Annotated in this window: 19 protein-coding genes; 10 read left to right on the top strand and 9 right to left on the bottom strand. The window is 39.5% G+C overall.

Annotated elements, in window-relative coordinates; all coding sequences use genetic code 11:
- The first annotated feature begins 164 nt into the window (after nt 1-164).
- Nucleotides 165-1,034, top strand: a complete 870-nt coding sequence (locus tag ATK78_RS21790; protein ID WP_133578260.1) for a sensor histidine kinase — start codon at nt 165-167, stop codon at nt 1,032-1,034.
- Nucleotides 1,034-1,666: a response regulator gene (locus ATK78_RS21795; protein ID WP_133578261.1), complete on the top strand. Its 633-nt coding sequence runs from the start codon at nt 1,034-1,036 to the stop codon at nt 1,664-1,666. The genes ATK78_RS21790 and ATK78_RS21795 overlap by 1 nt, the downstream gene beginning before the upstream one ends.
- Before the next feature lies 1 nt (nt 1,667).
- Here the strand turns inward: ATK78_RS21795 and ATK78_RS21800 are convergent, their stop codons facing one another.
- From ATK78_RS21800 to fabF, 5 genes are all read right to left on the bottom strand, one after another.
- Complete coding sequence (locus tag ATK78_RS21800; protein WP_133578262.1) at nt 1,668-2,267, bottom strand: hypothetical protein; 600 nt, start codon at nt 2,265-2,267, stop codon at nt 1,668-1,670.
- A 28-nt stretch (nt 2,268-2,295) separates the two neighbouring features.
- Entirely contained in the window at nt 2,296-4,200 is a 1,905-nt protein-coding gene (locus ATK78_RS21805; protein WP_133578263.1) for a beta-N-acetylhexosaminidase, read from the bottom strand.
- A 44-nt stretch (nt 4,201-4,244) separates the two neighbouring features.
- On the bottom strand, nt 4,245-5,207 hold the full coding sequence (trxB, locus tag ATK78_RS21810) for a thioredoxin-disulfide reductase (RefSeq protein WP_133578264.1): 963 nt from the start codon (nt 5,205-5,207) through the stop codon (nt 4,245-4,247).
- Nucleotides 5,208-5,305: 98 nt separating this feature from the next.
- Complete coding sequence (locus ATK78_RS21815) at nt 5,306-6,934, bottom strand: acyl-CoA carboxylase subunit beta (protein WP_133578265.1); 1,629 nt, start codon at nt 6,932-6,934, stop codon at nt 5,306-5,308.
- Between the two features lie 96 nt (nt 6,935-7,030).
- Nucleotides 7,031-8,281: a beta-ketoacyl-ACP synthase II gene (fabF, locus tag ATK78_RS21820; RefSeq protein WP_133578266.1), complete on the bottom strand. Its 1,251-nt coding sequence runs from the start codon at nt 8,279-8,281 to the stop codon at nt 7,031-7,033.
- Nucleotides 8,282-8,484: 203 nt separating this feature from the next.
- Between fabF and ATK78_RS21825 the strand changes: the two genes are divergently transcribed.
- Both ATK78_RS21825 and ATK78_RS21830 read left to right on the top strand, forming a co-directional pair.
- On the top strand, nt 8,485-8,790 hold the full coding sequence (locus ATK78_RS21825) for a hypothetical protein (RefSeq protein ID WP_133578267.1): 306 nt from the start codon (nt 8,485-8,487) through the stop codon (nt 8,788-8,790).
- A complete protein-coding gene (locus ATK78_RS21830) occupies nt 8,787-9,443 on the top strand; it encodes an ATP-binding cassette domain-containing protein (RefSeq protein WP_133578268.1) in 657 nt (218 codons plus the stop codon). The genes ATK78_RS21825 and ATK78_RS21830 overlap by 4 nt, the downstream gene beginning before the upstream one ends.
- A 28-nt stretch (nt 9,444-9,471) precedes the next feature.
- On the opposite strand, the gene ATK78_RS21835 is transcribed toward ATK78_RS21830, so the two are convergent.
- Nucleotides 9,472-10,446 carry a glycoside hydrolase family 43 protein gene (locus tag ATK78_RS21835; protein WP_133578269.1) on the bottom strand — a complete coding sequence of 325 codons (975 nt, stop codon included), beginning with the start codon at nt 10,444-10,446 and terminating at the stop codon, nt 9,472-9,474.
- A 250-nt stretch (nt 10,447-10,696) separates the two neighbouring features.
- Here ATK78_RS21835 and ATK78_RS21840 point away from each other — a divergent pair, with 250 nt between their 5' ends.
- The 3 genes from ATK78_RS21840 to ATK78_RS21850 all read left to right on the top strand — a co-directional run bounded on the left by ATK78_RS21840 (nt 10,697) and on the right by ATK78_RS21850 (nt 13,110).
- Nucleotides 10,697-11,680 carry a glycoside hydrolase family 43 protein gene (locus tag ATK78_RS21840; RefSeq protein WP_133578270.1) on the top strand — a complete coding sequence of 328 codons (984 nt, stop codon included), beginning with the start codon at nt 10,697-10,699 and terminating at the stop codon, nt 11,678-11,680.
- Between the two features lie 292 nt (nt 11,681-11,972).
- Nucleotides 11,973-12,302, top strand: a complete 330-nt coding sequence (locus ATK78_RS21845) for a hypothetical protein (protein ID WP_133578271.1) — start codon at nt 11,973-11,975, stop codon at nt 12,300-12,302.
- Nucleotides 12,303-12,402: 100 nt separating this feature from the next.
- The gene (locus ATK78_RS21850) at nt 12,403-13,110 is read left to right on the top strand and encodes a hypothetical protein (RefSeq protein ID WP_133578272.1); all 708 of its coding nucleotides are present in this window, start codon (nt 12,403-12,405) and stop codon (nt 13,108-13,110) included.
- A gap of 4 nt (nt 13,111-13,114) precedes the next feature.
- Here ATK78_RS21850 and ATK78_RS21855 read toward each other — a convergent pair whose 3' ends face one another.
- The 3 genes from ATK78_RS21855 to ATK78_RS21865 form a co-directional block, all read right to left on the bottom strand.
- Nucleotides 13,115-13,702 carry an LOG family protein gene (locus ATK78_RS21855; RefSeq protein WP_133578273.1) on the bottom strand — a complete coding sequence of 196 codons (588 nt, stop codon included), beginning with the start codon at nt 13,700-13,702 and terminating at the stop codon, nt 13,115-13,117.
- Between the two features lie 62 nt (nt 13,703-13,764).
- Entirely contained in the window at nt 13,765-15,234 is a 1,470-nt protein-coding gene (guaB, locus tag ATK78_RS21860) for an IMP dehydrogenase (RefSeq protein ID WP_133578274.1), read from the bottom strand.
- A gap of 166 nt (nt 15,235-15,400) precedes the next feature.
- The gene (locus tag ATK78_RS21865) at nt 15,401-15,862 is read right to left on the bottom strand and encodes a GNAT family N-acetyltransferase (protein WP_133578275.1); all 462 of its coding nucleotides are present in this window, start codon (nt 15,860-15,862) and stop codon (nt 15,401-15,403) included.
- Between the two features lie 188 nt (nt 15,863-16,050).
- On the opposite strand from ATK78_RS21865, the gene ATK78_RS21870 reads away from it, so the two are divergent.
- From ATK78_RS21870 to ATK78_RS21880, 3 genes are all read left to right on the top strand, one after another.
- Nucleotides 16,051-18,051: a DUF3857 domain-containing protein gene (locus ATK78_RS21870; RefSeq protein WP_133578276.1), complete on the top strand. Its 2,001-nt coding sequence runs from the start codon at nt 16,051-16,053 to the stop codon at nt 18,049-18,051.
- Between the two features lie 115 nt (nt 18,052-18,166).
- Entirely contained in the window at nt 18,167-20,170 is a 2,004-nt protein-coding gene (locus tag ATK78_RS21875; RefSeq protein WP_133578277.1) for a DUF3857 domain-containing protein, read from the top strand.
- Entirely contained in the window at nt 20,170-22,068 is a 1,899-nt protein-coding gene (locus ATK78_RS21880) for a DUF3857 domain-containing protein (protein ID WP_133578278.1), read from the top strand. The genes ATK78_RS21875 and ATK78_RS21880 overlap by 1 nt, the downstream gene beginning before the upstream one ends.
- Nucleotide 22,069: the final 1 nt, after the last annotated feature.

The raw sequence follows: 22,069 nt of genomic DNA on the forward strand, positions 1-22,069 counted from the left end.
TGCATGGGTCATTTTTGTCTCCTGTAAATATCCAGCGATATCAGGTCTGACAGATCCGTATCGTAAGACAAATCTAATTGAACGCTTTTTAATATTAATCACCCTTTAAGGGGCATTTTTCATAATAATTAAAATATACCCCCTGAAGGGTGATCCTTTAATTGATGATTGATAAATATATTTACATTGGGTTAGCCATCTATTTATGTTCAGTGTATTACGAAAAGACCTTACTATTATTTTTCCGCTCTATTCTTTCTTTTGAAATCATCCCTTTCAATGATCAAACTGAAGTACCTAAGCTATTTACGGTCATTGCGCTAACCGGGCTGATTCTTCTTCTTACCCTTTATAGCCTGCATCTGTTAAAAAAATTCAAACTTAAACTCCGTTTGAGGATTAAATATGAGGAGCAGTTTAAAATAAGGAAGCAAACAGCGGAAGATTTCCATGATGATCTTGGTAACAAACTGACCAGAATAACCATCTTATCCGAAGTATTAAAGAGCATGATCGATGAAAATGACACCAAAAAAAGGACTATTTTAAAGCAGATCAGCCAGAATGTTGATGAATTGTTTACCTGTACAAAAGACATACTTTGGTCGCTAAATCCTAAGAACGACACTCTAAATCAATTGCTGGACCACCTTGAAGAATTTGCGATTGAAATGTTTGAGGAGACTGAAGTCCAGTTTAAAAGCGAAATGAATACAAATCAAATGCACGCTGTACTCTCCTTAAATCTAAGCAGAAATATGCTGATGATCTTTAAAGAAGCCATACATAATGCATTAAAACACGCTAAGGCAAACGAGGTAACATTTAAAACTAAATTGATCAATAACCTGGTATTGATCAGCCTGCGTGACAATGGCATCGGATTTAATACAACCCATGTCAAAAATGGACACGGAATAAATAACATGTATGTAAGGGCAAAAAGAATTCATGCAGATCTGGCGATAACTTCAAATTGTAACGGAACACAAATAACCCTGACCCTTCCATTTTCATCACTAAAAAATCTCTGATGTATACACCTTTACATGTAAGTGTTGTGATCATTGAAGATGATGAAACCGTTAGGAACGGATACGCCTATCTGATCAACCGCACTGCTGCTTTTACAGTAGTGAATACCTACCCGTCTTTTGATGCTTCCAGGAACCATATCGTAAATGACAATCCGGATGTGGTTATCATAGACATTCAATTACCGGGAACCAGCGGCATTGAGGCATTGCCAGTTTTGAAAAAGATGCTCCCATTTACCCATTTCATTGTGCTTACCATTTATGAAACTGAAAAGCTGATCATAGAAGCGCTCAGCAATGGGGCTTCAGGTTATCTTACAAAAAACATGGCATCGTCCAGGATCATAAATGCCATTAAAGAAGTCATGCTGGGTGGAGGATCTATGAGTCCGAATGTGGCTAAAACCCTGATCCGGTCACTTCAGAAGAATCAAAATTCACCACTTACAAAAAGAGAAACACAAATACTGGAACTGATATCCATCGGAAAGAACCGAAGCCAGGTAGCCAGAGAACTATTTATAGAAATAGATACCGTAAAAACCCACGTTAAAAATATCTATTTAAAGCTCCATGTAAACTCAAAAGCAGATGCAATAAAAGTGGCTAAATTAAACCGGCTGATCTAAACTATTCTTTTACTTCTGATGACGAGAAACTATTGCTGCTTAACCGGTATCTGACTGTTTTTAGTTCACCAGCCTTTTGGGTACTGTCTTTGGGATTCACCAATGGAAAACTTCTGAACAGCTCCCCTTCTTTCATAAAGAACTTATCATTTCCACCGTAGTTTTTCTTTAGGCTTTCGTTTAAACCAGGAAACGTGATCTTGTTAAAACTACCACTTGAATATTCATAAACATTCAGATCTAAAATATGCTGCTTGCTAAATTCAATATAGATCTCTGGATTGCCATCATTATCCAGATCCATATTCCAGGCATCGGTTATAATTCCTTCACGCTCATTAGACAGAGACTTATAGTTATTTTTCAAAGTATCTGACATCAGCACCAGGTATCCGCCAAGGCTATCTACACCCCTGCCCCAGCTCACTACCTCAAAGTTAATTCCCGGTCTGATCTCTATATTTTTGTAAAAATGGAATGGTCCTGATATTTTGCTTTCAGGAATATTCTGGCCAACTGGTTTTTCTGAAGCATGATCTGTACAGGAAACTATTGAAAATAGTCCGGCAAACAGCAGAATGATCTTAAAGAAGGGTTTCATGGATTGTGGTTCTTTTGGTGTAAAGCTATTATTTTGTTTTTATATCCGGGGCACCGTTGTTAAACACAGTTTCCGTTACTACGCTGCGTCTGCCGGCAGGCGTAATTACGATGGTCTTCAGTGTACGCTTCTGACCTGCAGGAACAACGATCCGGATTGGATCTTTATATAATGTAGCCGTTTCAGATGGCCGGGTTAAATCTAATGTATAATAGATCTTTGCACCGGTTACCGGTGCCTTTAATGCATAGCTAAAGTTTTCACCCTTTAGCTCCTGGTTGCTGGTACCCAATGGTACGGGAACCCAATAATTTATATTGGATTTATCTAAACGGGCCAAATGAACGGGAACACGCGCTTCAGAAAAATTCTTAAAATCTTTGTTGGCAACCTGGCTCCATGAAATCTCTGAGAGGGAAAGCATTCTCGGTAAAACCATATATTCCGCTTTAGCCGGCGTCTGGATATATTCTGTCCACATATTTGCCTGAACGCCGATCACATGTTTTTGCTGCTCCGGGGTTAACTCTTTAGGTATTGGATCATACGCATAAACCAGGCTATAAGGAGATAAACCACCAATGGTCATGGGCTCATCGGGAGAATTTGACTGTTTATGATCAAAATATAGTCCGATATTACCACCAGGCGTCATGATCACATCGTGGTTTTGTTGTGCTGCAGCAATTCCGCCTTCCGTACCTCTCCAGGACATTACCGTGGCATTTGGTGCCAATCCACCTTCCAGAATTTCATCCCATCCAATAATAGAGCGTCCTTTAGAATTGACATGTTTTTCTATCCGCTGAATAAAATAACTCTGCAGTTCATGCTCATCTTTGATACCCAGTTGTTTAATCAGCTTTTGACAAAACTCACTTTCTTTCCAATATTCCTTCGGACTTTCATCACCGCCAATATGAATATATTTGGAAGGGAAAATAGCAATCACCTCATCCAATACATTTTCTAAGAATGTAAAGGTATTTTCTGTAGGAACAAAAACGTCACTAAACACCCCCCATGTCTGCTGAACCTGCTTACCTTTTCTGGAACCTGCCCATGGGGCTTTCTCTTCGACAAAAGTATCTCTTTCCGGAAAGCAGCTGAGTTCCGGATACGCAGCTATAGCCGCTGAACTATGACCGGGAAGTTCAATTTCAGGAATTACATTGATAAACTTTGAGGCTGCATAAGCAACCACTTCCTTTGCTTCATTTTGGGTATAAAAGCCGGAATATACCGTATTATCCGTTCCAATCCCTGGATGGTGACCGATGATCGTTCCATTTCTGCTTGCTCCTGCAGCAGTTAACTTTGGATATTTTTTGATCTCAATCCGCCAGCCCTGGTCATCTGTTAAATGCCAGTGAAAGTTATTGAGTTTATATTGGGCCATCAGGTCAATATACTTCTTAATGAAAGAAACCGGGAACATATGCCGGCATACATCAAGATGCATCCCGCGGTATTTAAAACGCGGATAGTCGGTAATTTCTGCAGCTTGTATACTCATCCCGTTGTTTTGCTTTTCAGGCAGCAGCTGGATCATGGATTGTACCGCATAAAATAAACCGGCAGGTTTACCTTTCAGGGTGATCTTTTTATCTGTAATGTCAATGGTATATCCCTCTGCAGGTAATGCATCAGCTCCTTCTGAAGTCAATACAATAGATTTTCCGCCTGCTGCCGCACTTTTTGCTTCACGCAGCGCAAAACCGCCCTTAGTTACGATTGAAGCATTTAAAAGATCAGCAATTGCAGCATGATTTGGATCTGCAGCGATAAGAACAACCGTTTTGTCCAGCTTGAAGGATCCGGTTTTCTTCTTAACAGAAACTGGCGCAGGGATAATGCCCATGTTGACATCATTCTGCGCCAGTACGTTTATAGAAACAAAGGCCAGTATAGCAATAGAAATTAATCTTTTCATAATCTTTTTATATGGGCTGAATTACTGGCCAATATAAAAAAATCTTACAACAAAACCTTCACCTCATCTTCCTTAGCCGCAAGATAACGTTCGGCATCAAGTGCAGCCATACAGCCAGAACCTGCAGCAGTTATGGCCTGACGGTAATAATGGTCCTGAACATCACCACTGGCAAAAACACCTTCAACATTTGTCTTTGTTGATCCCGGAATCGTTTTCAAATAACCGGTATCGTCCATATCCAGCCAGCCTTTAAATATATCTGTATTTGGTTTATGGCCAATGGCGACAAAGAAACCATCAACAGGCAATTCAGATTCAACACCAGTCTGGTTATTTAAGACCTTAACTGCGGTTACATTTTTACCGTTACCTAAGATCTCCGTAGTTTCTGTATTGTATATTACTTCAATATTTGGGGTAGTCAATACGCGGTGAACCATCGCTTTAGAAGCTCTGAACTCTTCTCTGCGTACCAGCATATATACTTTCTTACACAACTTGGCTAAATAAGTAGCCTCTTCAGCAGCGGTATCACCGGCACCTACAATAGCAACATCAAGCCCTTTAAAGAAGAAACCATCACAAACTGCACATGCAGAAACACCAAAACCATTGTATTGCTGCTCACTAGGTAAGCCCAGCCATTTGGCAGTTGCACCGGTAGAGATAATTACGGTATCAGCAGTAATGGTTTTAATCTCATCAACCACCACTTTATGGGGCATGGCAGAAAAATCTACCGAACTTACATACCCAAAACGGATATCTGTTCCAAAGCGTTCCGCTTGTTTACGGAAATCTTCCATCATTTCAGGACCCATGATCCCATTGGGATATCCAGGGAAATTATCTACATCTGTGGTTTGGGTTAATTGTCCCCCAGGTTCCATACCTGTATACATAACTGGTTTAAGGTCTGCACGTGCAGCATAAATTGCAGCGGTATAACCAGCAGGACCAGAACCTATAATTAAACATTTAACGTGTTCTATTTCTTGTGACATATTTTAGCTATTACCTTACAAAATTACGCTTTATCCTGCTATTCAACAAGCGTGAATACGCAACAAACGCAACATTGTGAGATCAGGATTATAAATGATCAGGTTTGAATGATCCCAACATTAAACGGCTTCTTTATAGGCGATTGATTGGCAGCCTCAATACCCATAGAAATGACCTTTCTGGTCTCCAAAGGGTCGATAATACCATCAACCCATAATCTTGCTGCCGCATAATACGGAGTAGTCTGGCTGTTGTATTTTTCAGTAACTTCTTTAAGTAATTCTGCTTCTTTCTCCGGGGTGATGGTCTCACCTTTTGACTTGAGGGAAGCTTGCTGGATTTGAAGCAATACTTTTGCGGCCTGAGCACCGCCCATGACGGCGATTTTAGCACTTGGCCAGGCATAGATCAGTCTGGGGTCATAAGCCTTTCCACACATGGCATAATTGCCCGCACCATAAGAATTACCCATGACAATAGTAAATTTAGGAACCACAGAATTAGAAACGGCATTGACCATTTTAGCGCCATCTTTAATGATTCCTCCCTGTTCTGAGCGGCTTCCAACCATAAAGCCGGTAACGTCCTGTAAGAAAACCAATGGAATTTTCTTTTGGTTGCAATTCATGATGAACCTTGCAGATTTATCTGCACTGTCTGAATAAATGACCCCGCCAAACTGCATTTCTCCTTTTTTAGACTTCACCACTTTACGCTGATTAGCTACAATGCCTACCGCCCATCCATCGATCCTGCCCAGTCCGCAAATGATGCTCTGTCCGTATAATTGTTTATATTCTTCAAACTCAGAATGATCAACCAGGCGGTGGATCACGTCCAGCATATCATAAGGCTTTTCCCTGTTTTCGGGTAGTAAACCATAAAGCTCCAGCGGATCTTTTGCAGGCATGGCAGGCTTGATGCGGTCAAAACCTGCAACTTGCGGCGCACCAAGCATCCCCATAATGTTCCGGATGCTATCCAAACAAGCCTGGTCATTTGGGTGCTTATAATCGGTTACACCTGATATTTCGCAGTGTGTGGCAGCACCACCTAAGGTTTCATTGTCAATATCTTCACCAATGGCAGATTTTACAAGATAAGAACCCGCTAAAAAAACAGAGCCGGTGCCCTCAACAATCATCGCTTCATCGCTCATGATGGGCAGATAGGCACCACCAGCAACACAAGAACCCATAATGGCAGAGATCTGAACGATCCCATCGGCAGACATCAGTGCATTGTTCCTGAACATCCTGCCAAAGTGTTCTTTATCCGGAAATATTTCGTCCTGCATGGGCAAATAAACACCCGCGCTATCTACCAGGTAGATTACAGGAAGCCTGTTTTCCATCGCAATTTCCTGTGCCCTCAGGTTTTTTTTAGCTGTCATTGGAAACCAGGCACCAGCCTTAACCGTCGCATCATTCGCAATGATCATGCATTGTCTGCCAGAAACATAACCAATGCCGCATACCACACCAGCAGCCGGACAGCCGCCCTGCTCCGCATACATGCCATCAGCAGCAAATGCGCCGACTTCTAAAAACTCGGTTTCTTTATCAATCAGGTAGGCAATTCGCTCACGGGCGAGCAGCTTACCTTTCTCTTTTTGTTTTGCAGCACTCTGCTCTCCCCCACCTTTATATATCTTTTTTAGTCTTGTTTTCAACTCGTAAACAGACTGCTTGTTAAAGTCCTCGTTCTTATTGAATTCTATATCCATACGGGGCAAGTTAAATCTTATTTCCAATGAAACAAAAGTCCAAAATGGGCTTTGGTATAAAGAAGATCATTATGCGGCCTGCAGCGCAAAATAAATTTATGAAGTATATTTTTTAAAGATTGAAGTTGCCGTATGACCGCCAAAACCAAACGTATTATTCAGCACATAATGTACAGGCTGCTGAATAGATTTACCCAATATAATATTTAACCCCTGAGGGATCTCCGGGTCCAGTGTTTCCGTATTGATCGTACCAGGAATGATGTCATGCTTAACAGAAAGTATACTGATCACACTTTCTATGGCACCGGCACCACCCAAAAGGTGACCAGTCATGGACTTTGTTGCACTTATTGCGACAGGAATATCTTTAAAGATCTTTTTGATCCCGTTTAACTCTCCAATATCACCCAAACCGGTAGATGTAGCGTGTGCATTGATATAATCGATCTGATCAGCAGAAATGCCCGCATCAGCAAGCGCCTTAGAAATCCCAAGTGAAGCTCCCAGGCCATCCGGAGGAGTTCCCGTTAAGTGATACGCATCAGCAGCCATACCACCGCCAACCATTTCAGCATAGATATGGGCTCCGCGTTTAAGGGCATGTTCCAGTTCTTCAAGGATCAGCGCAGCACCACCTTCACCAATCACGAAACCGTCACGGCTTACATCAAACGGGCGTGACGCACCAGTAGGATCGTCGTTTCGTTTGGATAAGGCCTGGGCCGCATTAAAGCCCCCAACAGCAGAAGGTGTGATTGCCGCTTCAGAACCACCGGCAACCATAACCGTTGCCTTGCCCAACCGGATGGTATCAAATGCATTGATGATCGCAGTGTTTGAAGACGCACAGGCAGAAACAGTGGCGTAATTTGGTCCGTGCAGCTTGTTGCGGATAGAAATAACACCAGCTGCAATATCAAGGATCATTTTCGGGATAAAGTATGGACTGAACCTTGGCGTACCGTCACCCAGGTGAAAATCTTTTAATTGTTGTTCAAACGTACCAATACCACCGTTACCAGAACCCCAGATCACACCTACTTCATAACGTTCGGCTTCAGACATCTCCTCAAAATTAAGACCCGAATCTTTGATGGCCTGATCACTCGAAGCAATTGCATATTGAGTGAACAGATCGTATTTTTTGATCTCTTTTTTATCAATGTAAGCTTCAGCATCGAAATTCTTTACCTCAGCAGCAAAATTGGTTTTGAACTTTGAGGAATCAAATTTTGTGATCGCTGCCACACCACTGTTCCCGGCAACAATATTTTCCCAAAATTCGTTTACTGTATTTCCTACTGGTGTTATTGCACCTAAACCTGTTACTACTACTCTCTTCATGTTTACTTCTTTAATGATACCAATTACTTCTGGTATTCAAATACGTACGTTTCTTTTTGCTGGATATTTAATATAGCAGCACCTATCTTTTGCTGGCATTTTACCAGACCAGCGTCTAAAAATAAGGGTTTTTGAGCACATGTACCAAGATGTGTTAGGAAATAGATGTTTAACCGCTATCTTTAGCATATACATATGGAACCATGAAAATACCTAAAACGCTCCGTTTACTCCTCACATTTTACAGCAGTTTCTGTTTAGTAACCCTGTCGTTGTCTTTAACATTAGCATACGCGATCTTTCTATTTGGTATCAGGACGATACCTGTTCTGGTATGGTTAAAACTGCTTACCACAGCAACAATCTACTACTATATAACCAATTACAAAAAGAAGGAATTCTTTTATTATCAAAACCTAGGGATCTCAAAAGTATCCTTATGGAGCTGCACCCTGACCTTTGATGTATTCCTGTTTATATTTTTATTAATTATCGGGGCCAAAGTATGATCCACAAACTAGAGGCCGACAGCATCTTCTTAGAATTTGGGGTACGGAAAATCCTTTCTGATATTTATATTCAATGTGAAACCGGAAAGATCACCGGATTACTGGGCAGAAATGGAAATGGCAAAACCTCCCTGATGAATATCATTTATGGTAATCTAACTGCAAATAGTAAATCGGTACGCTTTGATGGTCAATCTATCCCATGTGCCTATAAAAGACCAGAATTACATTTATACCTTCCGCAGTTTAATTTTATTCCGGACGGCCTCAGCTTAAAAAGAATATTCTTAGATTTCAATTTAGATTATATCCCATTTGAAGACCTGTTTCCGGAATTTAGATTAAAATATAATTCCCCGTTAAAAAAACTTTCAGGGGGACAAAAAAGATTGATCGAGCTTTACGTTATTTTAAAGTCACCCACTCAATTCGTGATGCTGGATGAGCCTTTTTCACATTTAAGCCCCCTCATGGTGGAGCAGATTAAAACACTGATGGTAGCCGAAAAGGAAAACAAAGGCCTGCTGATTACAGACCATATGCACCGTGATGTGATTTCGATCAGTGATGATCTGTACGTATTGTCTGGCGGAAAAACACACCTTACAAAAAGTCCGGAAGAAATAGAGTTCCTGGGCTACGCCAAATTTTAGATAAAAAAACAGTGCGGTTAAGGACTTCTTAGGGTTTTAAAGATAAGAACCGGAAACTCGGGTCATCCGCTTTTAGAACGGCATCGTCTTTTCCATTCTTATAAAATGACACCCCTATTAAGGCAGTCATTCTCGGAGAAACTTTTGACATCGAATTGTGTGTATGCAAAACATACTGATACTGGCCGTCCTTATCTTTAAACAAATCGCCATGCCCCGTACCATTGTACTTTAAATTCTGCCGGCTTAGAATTGGACTGCCAGTATATTTTTTCCATGGACCAAGCGGACTGGTTGCCGTTGCATATCCAACTGCATAATCTTTATTTCTAAAATCATTGGCAGAATAGATCATATAATACATCCCCTTATAATTAATCACAGTTGGCCCCTCTGTAACTGGCCAGTTTGTATTTTCTGTGTTTTCCCAGGGCAATGAACCAGAAATACATGGGGTAGAAGTTTTGGATGAAACATCAGAAAGGTCTGCCTTCATTTCCGTAACAAAGATCCTGTTGCCATCCTGAAGCTTTACATGGTAGAGATAGAATTTACCGGCATTATAAAAGACAAATGGATCGATCTGTTTTCCAGATCCTGAAATAGACTTGATCTCTTGTTGTTTAAATGGGCCTAAAGGATGGTCACTTTTTGCAATGGCAATTTGCTCATCAGCAGTATAGGCCATATAGTAAGTATCTTTATACTTAAACACTTGTGGGGCCCAAAAGCCTTTAGTACCAAAAGACTGACCTTTAAGCAATGCAAATCCATTTGATTTTCCAACGGGTCCGCTCCAATTCTTTAAATCGGTAGATTGGTACACCAAAAAGCCAGAATCAGAACTCGTGCCATACAGATAATAGATGCCTTTGTCAAGGAATATGGTTGGGTCTGCCAGCAAAAGCTGACGATCAGCCAAAACATCATCGGTTGACATCTGCTGTACGGCAGGAAAGGCCAGGCTTATAAAGGTTAGGATAGGTAGCAGTAAGGCTCTCATTAACATTATCTTTTTTGGTAAATGTACTAAACCATGGCCAAACATGCTTAGAGTTACGGCAAGCCTTTCTCCATAATAGACCCAATATACATTTAAACGGATTTAACACCTGGATTAACCTGGTTATGCACATCATTTTTACACAAAAGCCTCTAAATACACAACCGCTATATCGTTATTGCTTGTAGAAAACAATATAAAATAATACCTTCAACCCAATTTCAATTTATACACACATTATAAATCTAAAATGAAGAAGTATTATTTCGCATTATGCCTTTCTGTACTGGCATTATCCGTTTTCGCGCAAGAGAAAACAGTTAAAAGCACCTCTGGAAACCCAATATTTCCGGGATGGTATGCAGATCCCGAAGCAACAATATTTGGCAAAGAATATTGGGTATATCCAACCTATTCTGCACGCTATACAGACCAGATCTTTTTAGATGCATACAGTTCTAAAGATCTTTTAACCTGGAAAAAACACAGCAAGATCTTAGATACATCAAACGTAAAATGGGCTAAAAAAGCGGTATGGGCACCTTCAATTATAAAAAAAGGCAGCAAATATTATCTTTTCTTTGGTGCAAATGACATCCAAAAAGACTCAGAAACAGGCGGCATCGGTGTTGCCGTTTCCAATAAACCGGAAGGTCCGTTTAAAGATCTGATCGGAAAACCACTGATCGATAAATTCCACAATGGTGCACAGCCAATTGATCAATATGTATTTAAAGATAAAGACGGACAGCATTATCTATTTTATGGCGGATGGTCGCACTGTAATGTGGTAAAACTAAGCGATGACTTTAAAAGTGTTGTTCCCTTTCCTGATGGAACTACTTATAAAGAGATTACCCCAAAAGGATATGTAGAAGGTCCATTTATGTTTATCCGTAACGGAAAATATTATTTCATGTGGTCTGAAGGCGGATGGACAGGACCCAACTATTCTGTAGCTTACGCCATAGCAGATTCGCCATTAGGCCCGTTCAAAAGAATTGATAAGATCTTGAACCAGGATCCTTTGATAGCAACAGGTGCAGGTCATCACTCGGTGATTAAACATCCGAAAACAAACGACTACTACATCATTTACCACCGCAGACCATTGGGTGAAACCAACGGAAATCATCGCGTTACTTGTATTGACAAAATGGAATTTGATGAAAATGGATTGATAAAACCAGTGAAAATTACTTTTGAGGGTGTAGCAGGTAATCCAATCAAATAATACATTTAAAAATAAATCGTTGAATCCAGTCAGCCATAGTATGGTTTGCCGGTTCAAAATATAAAAACGGGATCAGGCTTAGCTTGATCCCGTTTTTTATCGACTATCTGCAACTCTTTTTGATTCCTTCATCAACAAACTGTAGAGAAACACCCCACAAATAAAAACCGGCACAACTAATAATACCCTGAAAATCAATCCAGTGCCAAAAACAAGCTGTTAAGGCATGATTATGAAGCATAGTCTAAACATAATTAACAAAAATTTTAAACAATACATTAAAACAATTCGTATGAGAAAGATCATCTTATCAGCAACATTTATAGCACTAGCAGGATTAGCAACAGTAAAAGCAAGCGAAGTTAAAAACCCAATCAGAGTTGCTGTACAACAGGATTCAACTACTAAACAAGACAGTACAACAAGAACTCCTGTAGAAATTAAAGATTTGCCAGAACCGGTTCAAAAAACGTTACAGACTGAACCCGTTAAAGCCTGGACACCAACGGATGCCTTTTTAGTAACTAACGCAGATAAAACTCAATATTACCTGGTTAACGTTAAAAAAGAGCAGGAAACCGGATCGTTAAAAATTGACAAAGACGGTAAAATCGTTCAATAACCTCAATACATATATAGCAATTATCCAATACGATGCCGGAGGATTCCGGCATCGTATTTTTTTATTAAGACTATTTGCTGCTAACCAGCGTTGTATCATTATGAAGATAAAGCTGACCTTGTTTATTTTGATCTGTGGATTCTCCATTCAGGCACAGTCCTTTAAATATCCGGCAATGGCCAGCCAGGGGCGAACCATTAAATCGTTAATACCTGCACAATGGAAGGTCATTGATTCTGTTTATGGTGATTTAAACCGTGATCAGATAGCAGATATGGCACTAATCCTGGAATTTTATGCTCCGGTTAAGGAGAGCAGGGCCTATGGAGACAATACCACAGAGATTATCACTGAAATTCAAAAGCCCAGAATTCTGGCCATTTATTTTAAAAGCGGCAAGAGTTATAAACTGGCTAAGCAAAACAACAATTTTATACTAAGATCAGAAGAAGGAGGTGCAATGGGCGATCCATTAAGGCCGCTTCACATCACCGACAATAAACTTAACTTCTTATTTGAAGGGGGTGCCAACTGGCGCTGGAAATTAAATTACACCTTTAAATTTCAAAATAATGACTGGCTGCTCACGCAGGCATCCAACAATTCTTATCATGCATCGTCGGGAGAGATGAACGAAAAGCAATATGACTTTGTCAATAAAAAGCGTCTTGTGATTACAGGAACAACATTCAATAGAGAATCTGCGAATACAAGTAAAGAAGAACCGCTGCAAGTTAAACAGCTGCGTACATTTACAAGTTTCAAAAAACCCTGGACCTGGGAAATTAGTCCGGATGAGTTTCTATAGCGGCTTAAGTAAGGTTTCTATCTGTAAACCAAACATCACCATCAGTAACCGGTTTAAAGGATAACATTTCACGAACCAATTGAACGGGATCGGATTCATTAATAACCAGGTCTCTATTTACCTGCTTAAGAAATTTACCTTTAACCATAACGTCCATTTGTGCAAACAAGTGATCGTAAAAGCCGTCTACATTGAGTACACCTATGGGTTTTGAGTGCAGACCAAGCTGTAACCAGGTAAGTACTTCAAAAAATTCTTCCAGTGTACCGAAACCGCCGGGAAGGACAATAAAACCATCGGATATATCTGCCATTCTTTTCTTACGGTCGTGCATATTCTCCGTAACGATCATTTCTGTAATGTACTTATGTCCAATTTCCTTATCCATCAAAAATTGAGGGATTACACCCGTAACAAGTCCGCCCCTTTTTAACATTTCATCAGCGATCACACCCATTACACCTACACTGCCACCACCATATACCAGGGAAATATGCTGATCAACAAAAGTCTGCGCGAGATTTTCAATAGCTGTTCTTACTACCGGATCTCCGTTAAAATTAGCACCGCAATAAACACAAATAGATTTCATAATGGAAAGTAATAAAAAAATCCCCTGGCAAGCCAGGGGATTTTAGGGGTAATATTTTTTGATTAACGTGAATAGTTTGGCGCTTCTTTAGTTATTGAAATATCATGAGGGTGACTTTCGCGCATACCCGCAGCAGTGATCCTTACAAATTTAGCTTTTTGCAGCTCTTCAATCGTAGCAGCTCCGCAATAATGCATTCCAGCCCTTAAACCACCAACATATTGATAGATAATTTCGGCAAGGGTACCTTTATAAGGAACGCGGCCAACAATACCTTCTGGTACAAGTTTAGTAACCACATCGGTCTCATCCTGAAAATAGCGGTCTTTAGAACCTTGCTGCATGGCTTCAACAGAACCCATTCCACGGTAAGATTTAAACTTACGTCCTTCGTAAATGATGGTTTCACCCGGCGACTCTTCCACTCCTGCAAACAATGAGCCTGCCATGATACAGCTGGCACCCGCAGCAATTGCTTTAACGATGTCACCAGTCTGCTTAATACCACCATCGGCAATAACAGGTATCCCCGTTCCAATTAATGCCTGGGCACATTCAAAAACAGCATACAATTGAGGTACACCAACACCGGCAATGATCCGGGTAGTACAAATTGATCCGGGACCAATTCCTACTTTAACCGCATCAGCACCAGCAGCAGCCAGGGCAAGGGCAGCGTCAGCAGTGGCGATGTTCCCGGCAATGACCTGCAGATCAGGAAACCTCAGTTTTACTGCAGTTACCATATCAATTACCCCTTTAGAGTGACCATGAGCAGTATCAACCACAACCACATCCACACCTGCCTGTACCAGTGCAGCAACCCTGTCAATATTATCGGCAGCAACGCCAACAGCGGCACCTACTCTTAAACGACCGCGCTCATCTTTACATGCTTTAGGGTAATTTTTATATTTCTGAATATCTTTAAAGGTGATTAATCCAGCCAGACGGCCATTGGCGTCAATGACCGGAAGTTTTTCAATTTTATAATCCTGTAAAATTTCTTCTGCCTGGATGAGTGTAGTACCTTCAGCAGCAGTAATTAAATTTTCAGACGTCATTACCTCAGAAACCGGACGCTGCATATCTTTTTGGAAACGCAGATCACGGTTAGTGATGATCCCTACTAGTTTATTGTCATGATCTATGACAGGGATACCACCTATTTTAAACTGGGTCATGATCTGGAACGCATCTGCAAGAACGGCATCTGCCCTAAGTGTTACCGGATCCTGGATCATACCACTTTCCGAACGCTTAACTTTGCTTACTTCTTCAGCCTGACGGCTTATGCTCATGTTCTTATGAAGAATACCTATACCACCAGCCTGGGCAATAGCGATAGCCAAACCAGCTTCGGTAACGGTATCCATTGCAGCAGAAACTATAGGTACGTTGAGGCGGATTTTCCTGGTCAGATAACTTCCGGTATCCACATCACGCGGCAGAACTTCAGAATATGCAGGCACTAACAATACATCATCGTATGTTAAACCTTCGGCTATAAATTTATTGGGATCGAGTTGCATAGCAAATAATTTATGAGTTACTATTTGCGAGGCAAAAATACGATTATAATTGATAATAAACAACAGTATTACCAATATAGGCAGAGGAGACTAAAAGATTACAATTAGATTAAACAGAATTAACGACTGAGATGAAGGCCTCTTTTGAGCTTAAAATTACTAAGGGCTATTGATCCGGCTCGGTATGCTGCCTCAGCTGCTTGGGTCCTTGTGGCCAGATGTAGGACGTAGACTGCTTTTTCCAGCCCAGGCTTTTATAAAAATCACCTTTACCAGGTGCTGCAGTGAGGTTCACAAAGTGGTAGTTATCGCCAAGTTTTTCATTTAACGTTTTAACCAGGTATTTACCTAAGCCATTGCCCTGAAAATCCGGATCCACAACCACATCTGCCAAAAGCGCATAATACCGGCCATCGTCTACCGTGCGTCCAAATGCAATTAAGCGCTCCCCTTCATAAATAAAAATGGACCAGGTGCTTTTTTTAAAAGCCGCTTCAATCTCACGCTCTTCCCTAACCCTCCAGTTCACCTTGTCAAAAAGTTCACAGACATATTTCCAGTCGACCCTTGACAAGTCAGGATTAATCTCATAACTAAGTTTGGTGGCATCTAATTTAACAGCAGACATAATTCAACAAATTTATGTAATTAAACATTATAATGTGATTTTAGTTTCCGTAAAAAACATGTTATCCTATACCATATCGACAAGTATAATTAATAAGTAATAAAAAATTAAAAACCGTGAAAAAATAAATAATACCACTTTTTTCTTCACAGTATAAATGGTATAATTGCCCATTCTAAAACCGCTCAATGAAAATCACAAAATTCATCGCTCCGCTACTACTGGTATTCTGCGCAATCTCTGTGTCTGCGCAAGACAAACAAACTTTAAGGAAGAAATTCGAAAAATATGGTGTTGTTGAACTCTCCGAATTTAAGACCACAGTAAGCGGGCCTGATTCTGCAGCATCTGCTGTCGTATTATTTGACACAGGTGTAGGTTATTTTGAACCTAACCCAAGCACTGAAAGCTTAAATTATATTTTTGAAAGACACATCAGATATAAGATCTTTAGTAAAGCAGGATATGATTATGCCAATCTTGAACTTCGAATGTTGCAATACAACGGAAGAAAAACAGAGCTAAAAATCATTGATGGTGCTACTTACAATCTTGATAATGGAAAAATAGTAATCAGTAAGCTTAATAAGGAGGCCAAATTCTCTGAACAGGAAGATAAGAACTATACGCTTGAAAAGTTTGCCTTACCAAATATTAAAGAAGGATCTATCATCGAATTCAAATATAAAATTAGTTCTGATTTCTTATTCTCTATTGATCCATGGTACTTTCAACGGAAAATACCTACCTTATATTCCAACTTCAGTATTATCATTCCTTCAGACTATCAATATAAAGAGATAACTGGAGGATATATAGAATTAAACAGAACCGAACCTAATAAGAACTATTTAAATACACAAGGCGTTCAAAACAACTTTCCAATGCACCTGGAATATGTAGCTAAAAATGTTCCTGCACTAAAAAGTGAAAGTTACATCACAACCATGGAAGATCATGTCAGCAAAGTAGAATATGAACTTAGCTCTTATAAGATTCCCGGCAAGATGTTTTACCAGGTAACCTCCTCATGGCCTTTGATTGCTAAAGAGTTAAAAGATGAGTTAAGGTTTGGCTATTTTATCCGGAAGACTGGAAATTCCAAGATCGTTGTAAAAGATCTGATTAAGGATGAGAAAAATCCGGATACTGTGGTAAAAAAGATCTTAGACCATGTTAAAAACAATTTGATGTGGAACGGGAATTATAATTTCTTTACTTCAGAATTAAGTTTAAAAGCAGTCTTCGATAAAAAATCCGGTAATTCAGCAGATGTTAACCTCTCATTAATGATCCTCTTAAAAGAGGCGGGAATAGAAGTACTACCAGTCTTGATCAGCACAAGGTCTAATGGCACCCATCCCGGATATCCAATGCTTTCTAAATTTAATTCATTAATTCTCCAGGTAAAGATTGGAGAGAAATACGTTCTTTTAGATGCAACAACTAAAAATTCCAGCCCTGACATTATCGCCTATGAACATCTCAACCATTTCGGACTGAAGGTCAATGCTGAAAAAGAAGTTGGCGAATGGATCTCTCTTGAACCTCAGAACATCAGCAAGAAAACAACCAGCTATGTGCTATCCCTTGGAGCAGATCATAAGCTTAGCGGCAAGCTTTTCATAACCGCTACGAATTATCATTCCTTATCAACAAGGAACAAATATCTATCCTCAAATGATGAAAATGATTTCCTTAAAAACTATAAAAGTAATAAGCCAGGTTTACAAATAACCAATTATAAAATTGAAAATGTAAATGCTCCATACCAGGCACTTAATGAGACCATGGATGTAGTTATTGAAGATCATATGGAAGAAGCTGGAAACGTACTCTATTTTAATCCATTGTTATTTGATAAGACAGAAGAAAATCCCTTCAAATCAGAAGAACGCAACTTCCCTGTTGATTTTGCATTTCCACATGAAGAGACCTACCGGATTAGTCTGGATCTGCCAAAAGAATACGAGGTTGAAAAAATGCCAAAGACTGAAAAATTCACTTTACCGGAAGGAGCTGCAACCTTCAGCTTTGTTGCAGCACAACAGGATAATAAAATAGCAATAACCAGCAAGATCACCATTAACAGAGCTGTATTTACGTCTGAAGAATACCATTACCTGAAAGAACTGTTCAAAAGCATTGTTAGAAAGCAAGCAGAACAGCTCATAATTAAAAAGATATAATCACTCAGAAAGCAAATTTTGCTATTAAACAAAAAAATAATCCAATTAAATTTCACGATTTATTTTTTTCCTTTCAGGATAATACAGTATAATTGCATACGCTAAATTCGCTCAAATGAAATTCATTAAATTACTCACGCTTAGTTTGTTCATAGGTACAACTATAGCTTCAAACGCGCAAGAAAAAGAATTAACCCCAAAAACATTCAAGTACGGAAAAGTTGACCTCGCCGAATTCAATACCAAAGTAAGCGGTACAGATTCTGCAGCTTCTGCAGTGGTCTTGTTTGATGTTGGCAGAGGATATTTTCAACTCGATCCTACATCGGGCAGCTTTAATTATATCCTGGAACGTCATGTCAGGTATAAGATTTATAATAAGGCAGGATACGATTATGCAAATCTTGAACTTCAATTCTACAATTCCAATGGAAGCAAAACAGACTTAAGAGGTCTTGAAGGTGCTACCTACAACCTGGAAGGTGGTAAAATTATAACCAGCAAGCTTAATAAAGAAGCCAAATTTTCTGAGAAACAGGATAAAAATTATACCTTAAAAAAGTTTGCGCTGCCAAATATTAAAGAAGGATCCATTGTAGAGTTTAAATATAAAATTACTTCTGACTTTATATTTACATTAAATCCCTGGTACTTTCAACGGGAGATTCCTACGCTGTATTCAAAGTATGATGTCCTGATTCCCTCCTACTATCTGTATAAAGAAAGTGCAGGTGGTTTTCTGTATATAAATCCAAAGAGAACGGTAGAAAACCAGAATTATATGGGATCTGACGGCTCATTCAATCTCGAAACAACACATTATAGTTATCAGGCCGAAAATGTTCCCGGATTAAAGAAAGAAAGCTACATCACCACCATAGACGACTATCTAAGCAAGGTTGATTTTGAATTGAGTTCGATTACCATTCCCGGGCAGGTATACCGCCAATTTACATCGACCTGGGGTAAAATAGCGAAAGAATTAAAAACAGATGAGAACTTTGGATCTTTTATAAAGAGAAATGGAAGCAGCAAAACGATAGTAAAGAACCTCATCCAGAATGCAACGGATCCGGATACAATTATCAAAAAGATTTTTGAACATGTTAAAACTTCCATCAAATGGAATGGAAGCTATAATCTCTATACTTCTGAACTGACCTCTAAATCCATATTCGATAAAAAAGCGGGAAACTCAGGAGACATTAATCTATCACTCCTGGTCCTGCTAAAGGAAGCAGGAATAAATGCGTTGCCGGTTTTGGTCAGCACACGTGATAATGGTGCCCATCCCGGTTACCCGATGCTAACTAAATTTAATTCCATAATTGTTGAAGCAAAAATTGGTGAAAGATCCATCCTTTTAGATGCAACAAATAAAAGCTACAGCCCAAATCTTATTTCTTATCAGCACATGAACCACCAGGGTTTAAAACTAGATATCGATCTGGAACTTGCAGAATGGATTTCACTGGAGACAAAGAACGTAAGCCGGAAAACCATTAATTATATGCTCACCCTTGACACAGACAATAAGCTAAGTGGTAAATTATATTTAACAGGGACAGATTTTGAAGGCCTTACCACGCGAAATAAATACATTTCTGCTACCGATCAGAATGATTTTCTAAAATCCTTTAAGAGTGATAAACCAGGGCTCCAGGTATCCAATTATACCATAGAAAATGTAAACAATCCATATGAATTGCTGAATGAAACGATGGATGTGGTTATTGAAGATAATTTAGAAGAAGCTGGTAACCTGGTATATTTTACGCCGCTGCTATTCGACCGGACCAAAGAAAATCCATTTAAATCAGAAGAGCGTAATTTTCCGGTAGACTTTGCCTACCCTTCTGAAGAAATGTACCGCATTAGCATCGATTATCCAAAAGGATATCAGCTGGATAAAATACCGAAAAGTGAAAAATATTCTTTACCAGAGGGTGCTGCTTCATTTACATTCCTCGTAGCACAACAAGACAATAAGATTGCATTGACCAGTAAGATTACGGTTAACAAATCTTTATTTACACCAGAAGAATATCATTATTTGAAGGAGTTATTTAAAAGTGTAGTCAGAAAACAGGCAGAACAATTGGTATTTAAAAAGATCTGATGATGAAAAATATTTTGGTTATCCTACTTCTATTGGTTACCTATAAATCAACAAATGCGCAGGGAGCCTACGATGTTGCCAGGATCCAACCCGATCTTCTAAAAAATGCAAGTGTCATCATTAGAATGGAAGATCAGAATTATGAAGTAAAGAACCCCGGAAGTGCTACCTTACAATATAAAACGGTAATTACCATTTTAAATAAAAATGGTGAAGATGCATCTGCCATTCATGAATTCTACGATAAATTTTCAAGCATTTACAATTTAAAAGCTATTCTTTACGATGCAAAAGGAATTAAGATCAAAGAATACAGAAACGCTGATTTTAAAGACCGGAGTGCAGTATCTGATGGAACAATTTATGATGACAGCAGGATTAAATATTTAGAGATCCTTAACAACACGTTTCCTTATACCATAGAATATAGCTATAGTATTGATTACAGCGGAATCAGGAGTTATCCATCCTGGTACCCTTCCAGCTCCTGGGGTTATGCGATCGAGAAATCTGAGTATACGTTTAAGATCCCGGAAACCATGACTTTTAAATATTTGAAAAGTAAAGACCTAAAAACGGATTCGTTAAAGATCAAGGATAAAAATCAATATAAATGGAGTTGTCAGAATATCAAGGCCATCGAATATGAACCTTTAAGTGTGGGATTAAGAAATGTATTACCATGGGTGATGGTTGCGCCAAATACATTTGAGTTTGATGAGTCTAAAGGAAATATTGAGAACTGGAAAAATGTAGGATCATGGCTTTACAGTTTAAGCAGCAGCTCACAGTTACTTCCTGATGCAGCCAGGGCGAAGGTCCGCAGTATTATAAAAAATGCGGCAACACCAAAGGAAAAGATAAAGTTACTCTATAATTACCTGCAGTCCAACACCAGGTATGTTGGCGTACAGCTGGGCATTGGCGGATACAAGCCCATTGCCGCGGAGAAGGTCTTTTCCGTAAATTATGGCGACTGCAAAGCTTTATCTAATTTTATGAAAGCCATGCTGCAGGAAGCAGGAATAAAGTCTGATCTGGTGATGATTGGAAATGATATGCCTTCTTTGAATACCAAATATGCCAGCCTGAACCAGGCAAACCATATGATCTTATGCGTTCCAATGGAAAAAGATACCACCTGGCTGGAATGCACCAGTCAATATGTACCCGCAGGATTTATTGGTAATGGCAATTCAGACAAAACAGTACTTCTAATTACTGATAAAGGCGGAAAGTTGGCACAAACACCAACCTATAGCCCCGCAAATAATTTCCAAAAAAGGGTAGCCACAGTCCATCTGGATGCAGAAGGATCTGCAGCGATCACGATAGAGACCAAATATGGAAATGCCCAGTATGAAGACAATATGGGAATGCTGTATATGGAACCCACTGAGCAAAGGAAAAGATTGATAAACAGCCTGAGCATTCCTAACATACAAATGGAATCATTCAGCTTTACACAGCCTGACAAAGAGTTGCCAGTCCTGATGGAGAAGATCAGCTTAAAATGTACCCAGCTGCTAACCAAAGGCGGTGATAAGTTATTTCTAACGTTGAACATGCTAAACAGGCAGGAAGGCACAATCACAACTATAGACAATAGAAAAACCTTTTTCGCAGTAGATTACAGCTATCAGGATGATGATGAGATCATTTACACCATCCCGAAAGGATATAAGTTAGAATATGTACCGGCAGATATTATCCTTGAATCTGAATTTGGCAGATATACCGCCAAAGCAGTAGTTAAGGATGATAAAATAACCTATACGCGTACAAAAATGATGACGAATAAAAAATATCCTCCTGAAAAGTACAATGAATATGTTGCTTTTTCGAAAAAGATCTATCAGTCCGATAAACAAAAAACAGTTTTAGCAAAAGTAGAGTAGG

This window comes from Pedobacter metabolipauper, from assembly GCF_004362715.1.
Taxonomy (GTDB): Bacteria; Bacteroidota; Bacteroidia; order Sphingobacteriales; family Sphingobacteriaceae; genus Pedobacter; species Pedobacter metabolipauper.

Bases quoted from the DNA above. Each gene is read 5' to 3' on its own strand.
- ATK78_RS21870 (WP_133578276.1), top strand. From the start codon at position 16,051: ATGAAAATCACAAAATTCATCGCTCCGCTACTACTGGTATTCTGCGCA.
- ATK78_RS21840 (WP_133578270.1), top strand. From the start codon at position 10,697: ATGAAGAAGTATTATTTCGCATTATGCCTTTCTGTACTGGCATTATCC.
- ATK78_RS21790 (WP_133578260.1), top strand. From the start codon at position 165: ATGATTGATAAATATATTTACATTGGGTTAGCCATCTATTTATGTTCA.
- ATK78_RS21880 (WP_133578278.1), top strand. From the start codon at position 20,170: ATGATGAAAAATATTTTGGTTATCCTACTTCTATTGGTTACCTATAAA.
- ATK78_RS21815 (WP_133578265.1), bottom strand. From the start codon at position 6,934: ATGGATATAGAATTCAATAAGAACGAGGACTTTAACAAGCAGTCTGTT.
- ATK78_RS21845 (WP_133578271.1), top strand. From the start codon at position 11,973: ATGAGAAAGATCATCTTATCAGCAACATTTATAGCACTAGCAGGATTA.
- ATK78_RS21795 (WP_133578261.1), top strand. From the start codon at position 1,034: ATGTATACACCTTTACATGTAAGTGTTGTGATCATTGAAGATGATGAA.
- ATK78_RS21835 (WP_133578269.1), bottom strand. From the start codon at position 10,446: ATGAGAGCCTTACTGCTACCTATCCTAACCTTTATAAGCCTGGCCTTT.
- ATK78_RS21855 (WP_133578273.1), bottom strand. From the start codon at position 13,702: ATGAAATCTATTTGTGTTTATTGCGGTGCTAATTTTAACGGAGATCCG.
- guaB (WP_133578274.1), bottom strand. From the start codon at position 15,234: ATGCAACTCGATCCCAATAAATTTATAGCCGAAGGTTTAACATACGAT.
- fabF (WP_133578266.1), bottom strand. From the start codon at position 8,281: ATGAAGAGAGTAGTAGTAACAGGTTTAGGTGCAATAACACCAGTAGGA.
- trxB (WP_133578264.1), bottom strand. From the start codon at position 5,207: ATGTCACAAGAAATAGAACACGTTAAATGTTTAATTATAGGTTCTGGT.
- ATK78_RS21805 (WP_133578263.1), bottom strand. From the start codon at position 4,200: ATGAAAAGATTAATTTCTATTGCTATACTGGCCTTTGTTTCTATAAAC.
- ATK78_RS21830 (WP_133578268.1), top strand. From the start codon at position 8,787: ATGATCCACAAACTAGAGGCCGACAGCATCTTCTTAGAATTTGGGGTA.
- ATK78_RS21875 (WP_133578277.1), top strand. From the start codon at position 18,167: ATGAAATTCATTAAATTACTCACGCTTAGTTTGTTCATAGGTACAACT.
- ATK78_RS21865 (WP_133578275.1), bottom strand. From the start codon at position 15,862: ATGTCTGCTGTTAAATTAGATGCCACCAAACTTAGTTATGAGATTAAT.
- ATK78_RS21825 (WP_133578267.1), top strand. From the start codon at position 8,485: ATGAAAATACCTAAAACGCTCCGTTTACTCCTCACATTTTACAGCAGT.
- ATK78_RS21850 (WP_133578272.1), top strand. From the start codon at position 12,403: ATGAAGATAAAGCTGACCTTGTTTATTTTGATCTGTGGATTCTCCATT.
- ATK78_RS21800 (WP_133578262.1), bottom strand. From the start codon at position 2,267: ATGAAACCCTTCTTTAAGATCATTCTGCTGTTTGCCGGACTATTTTCA.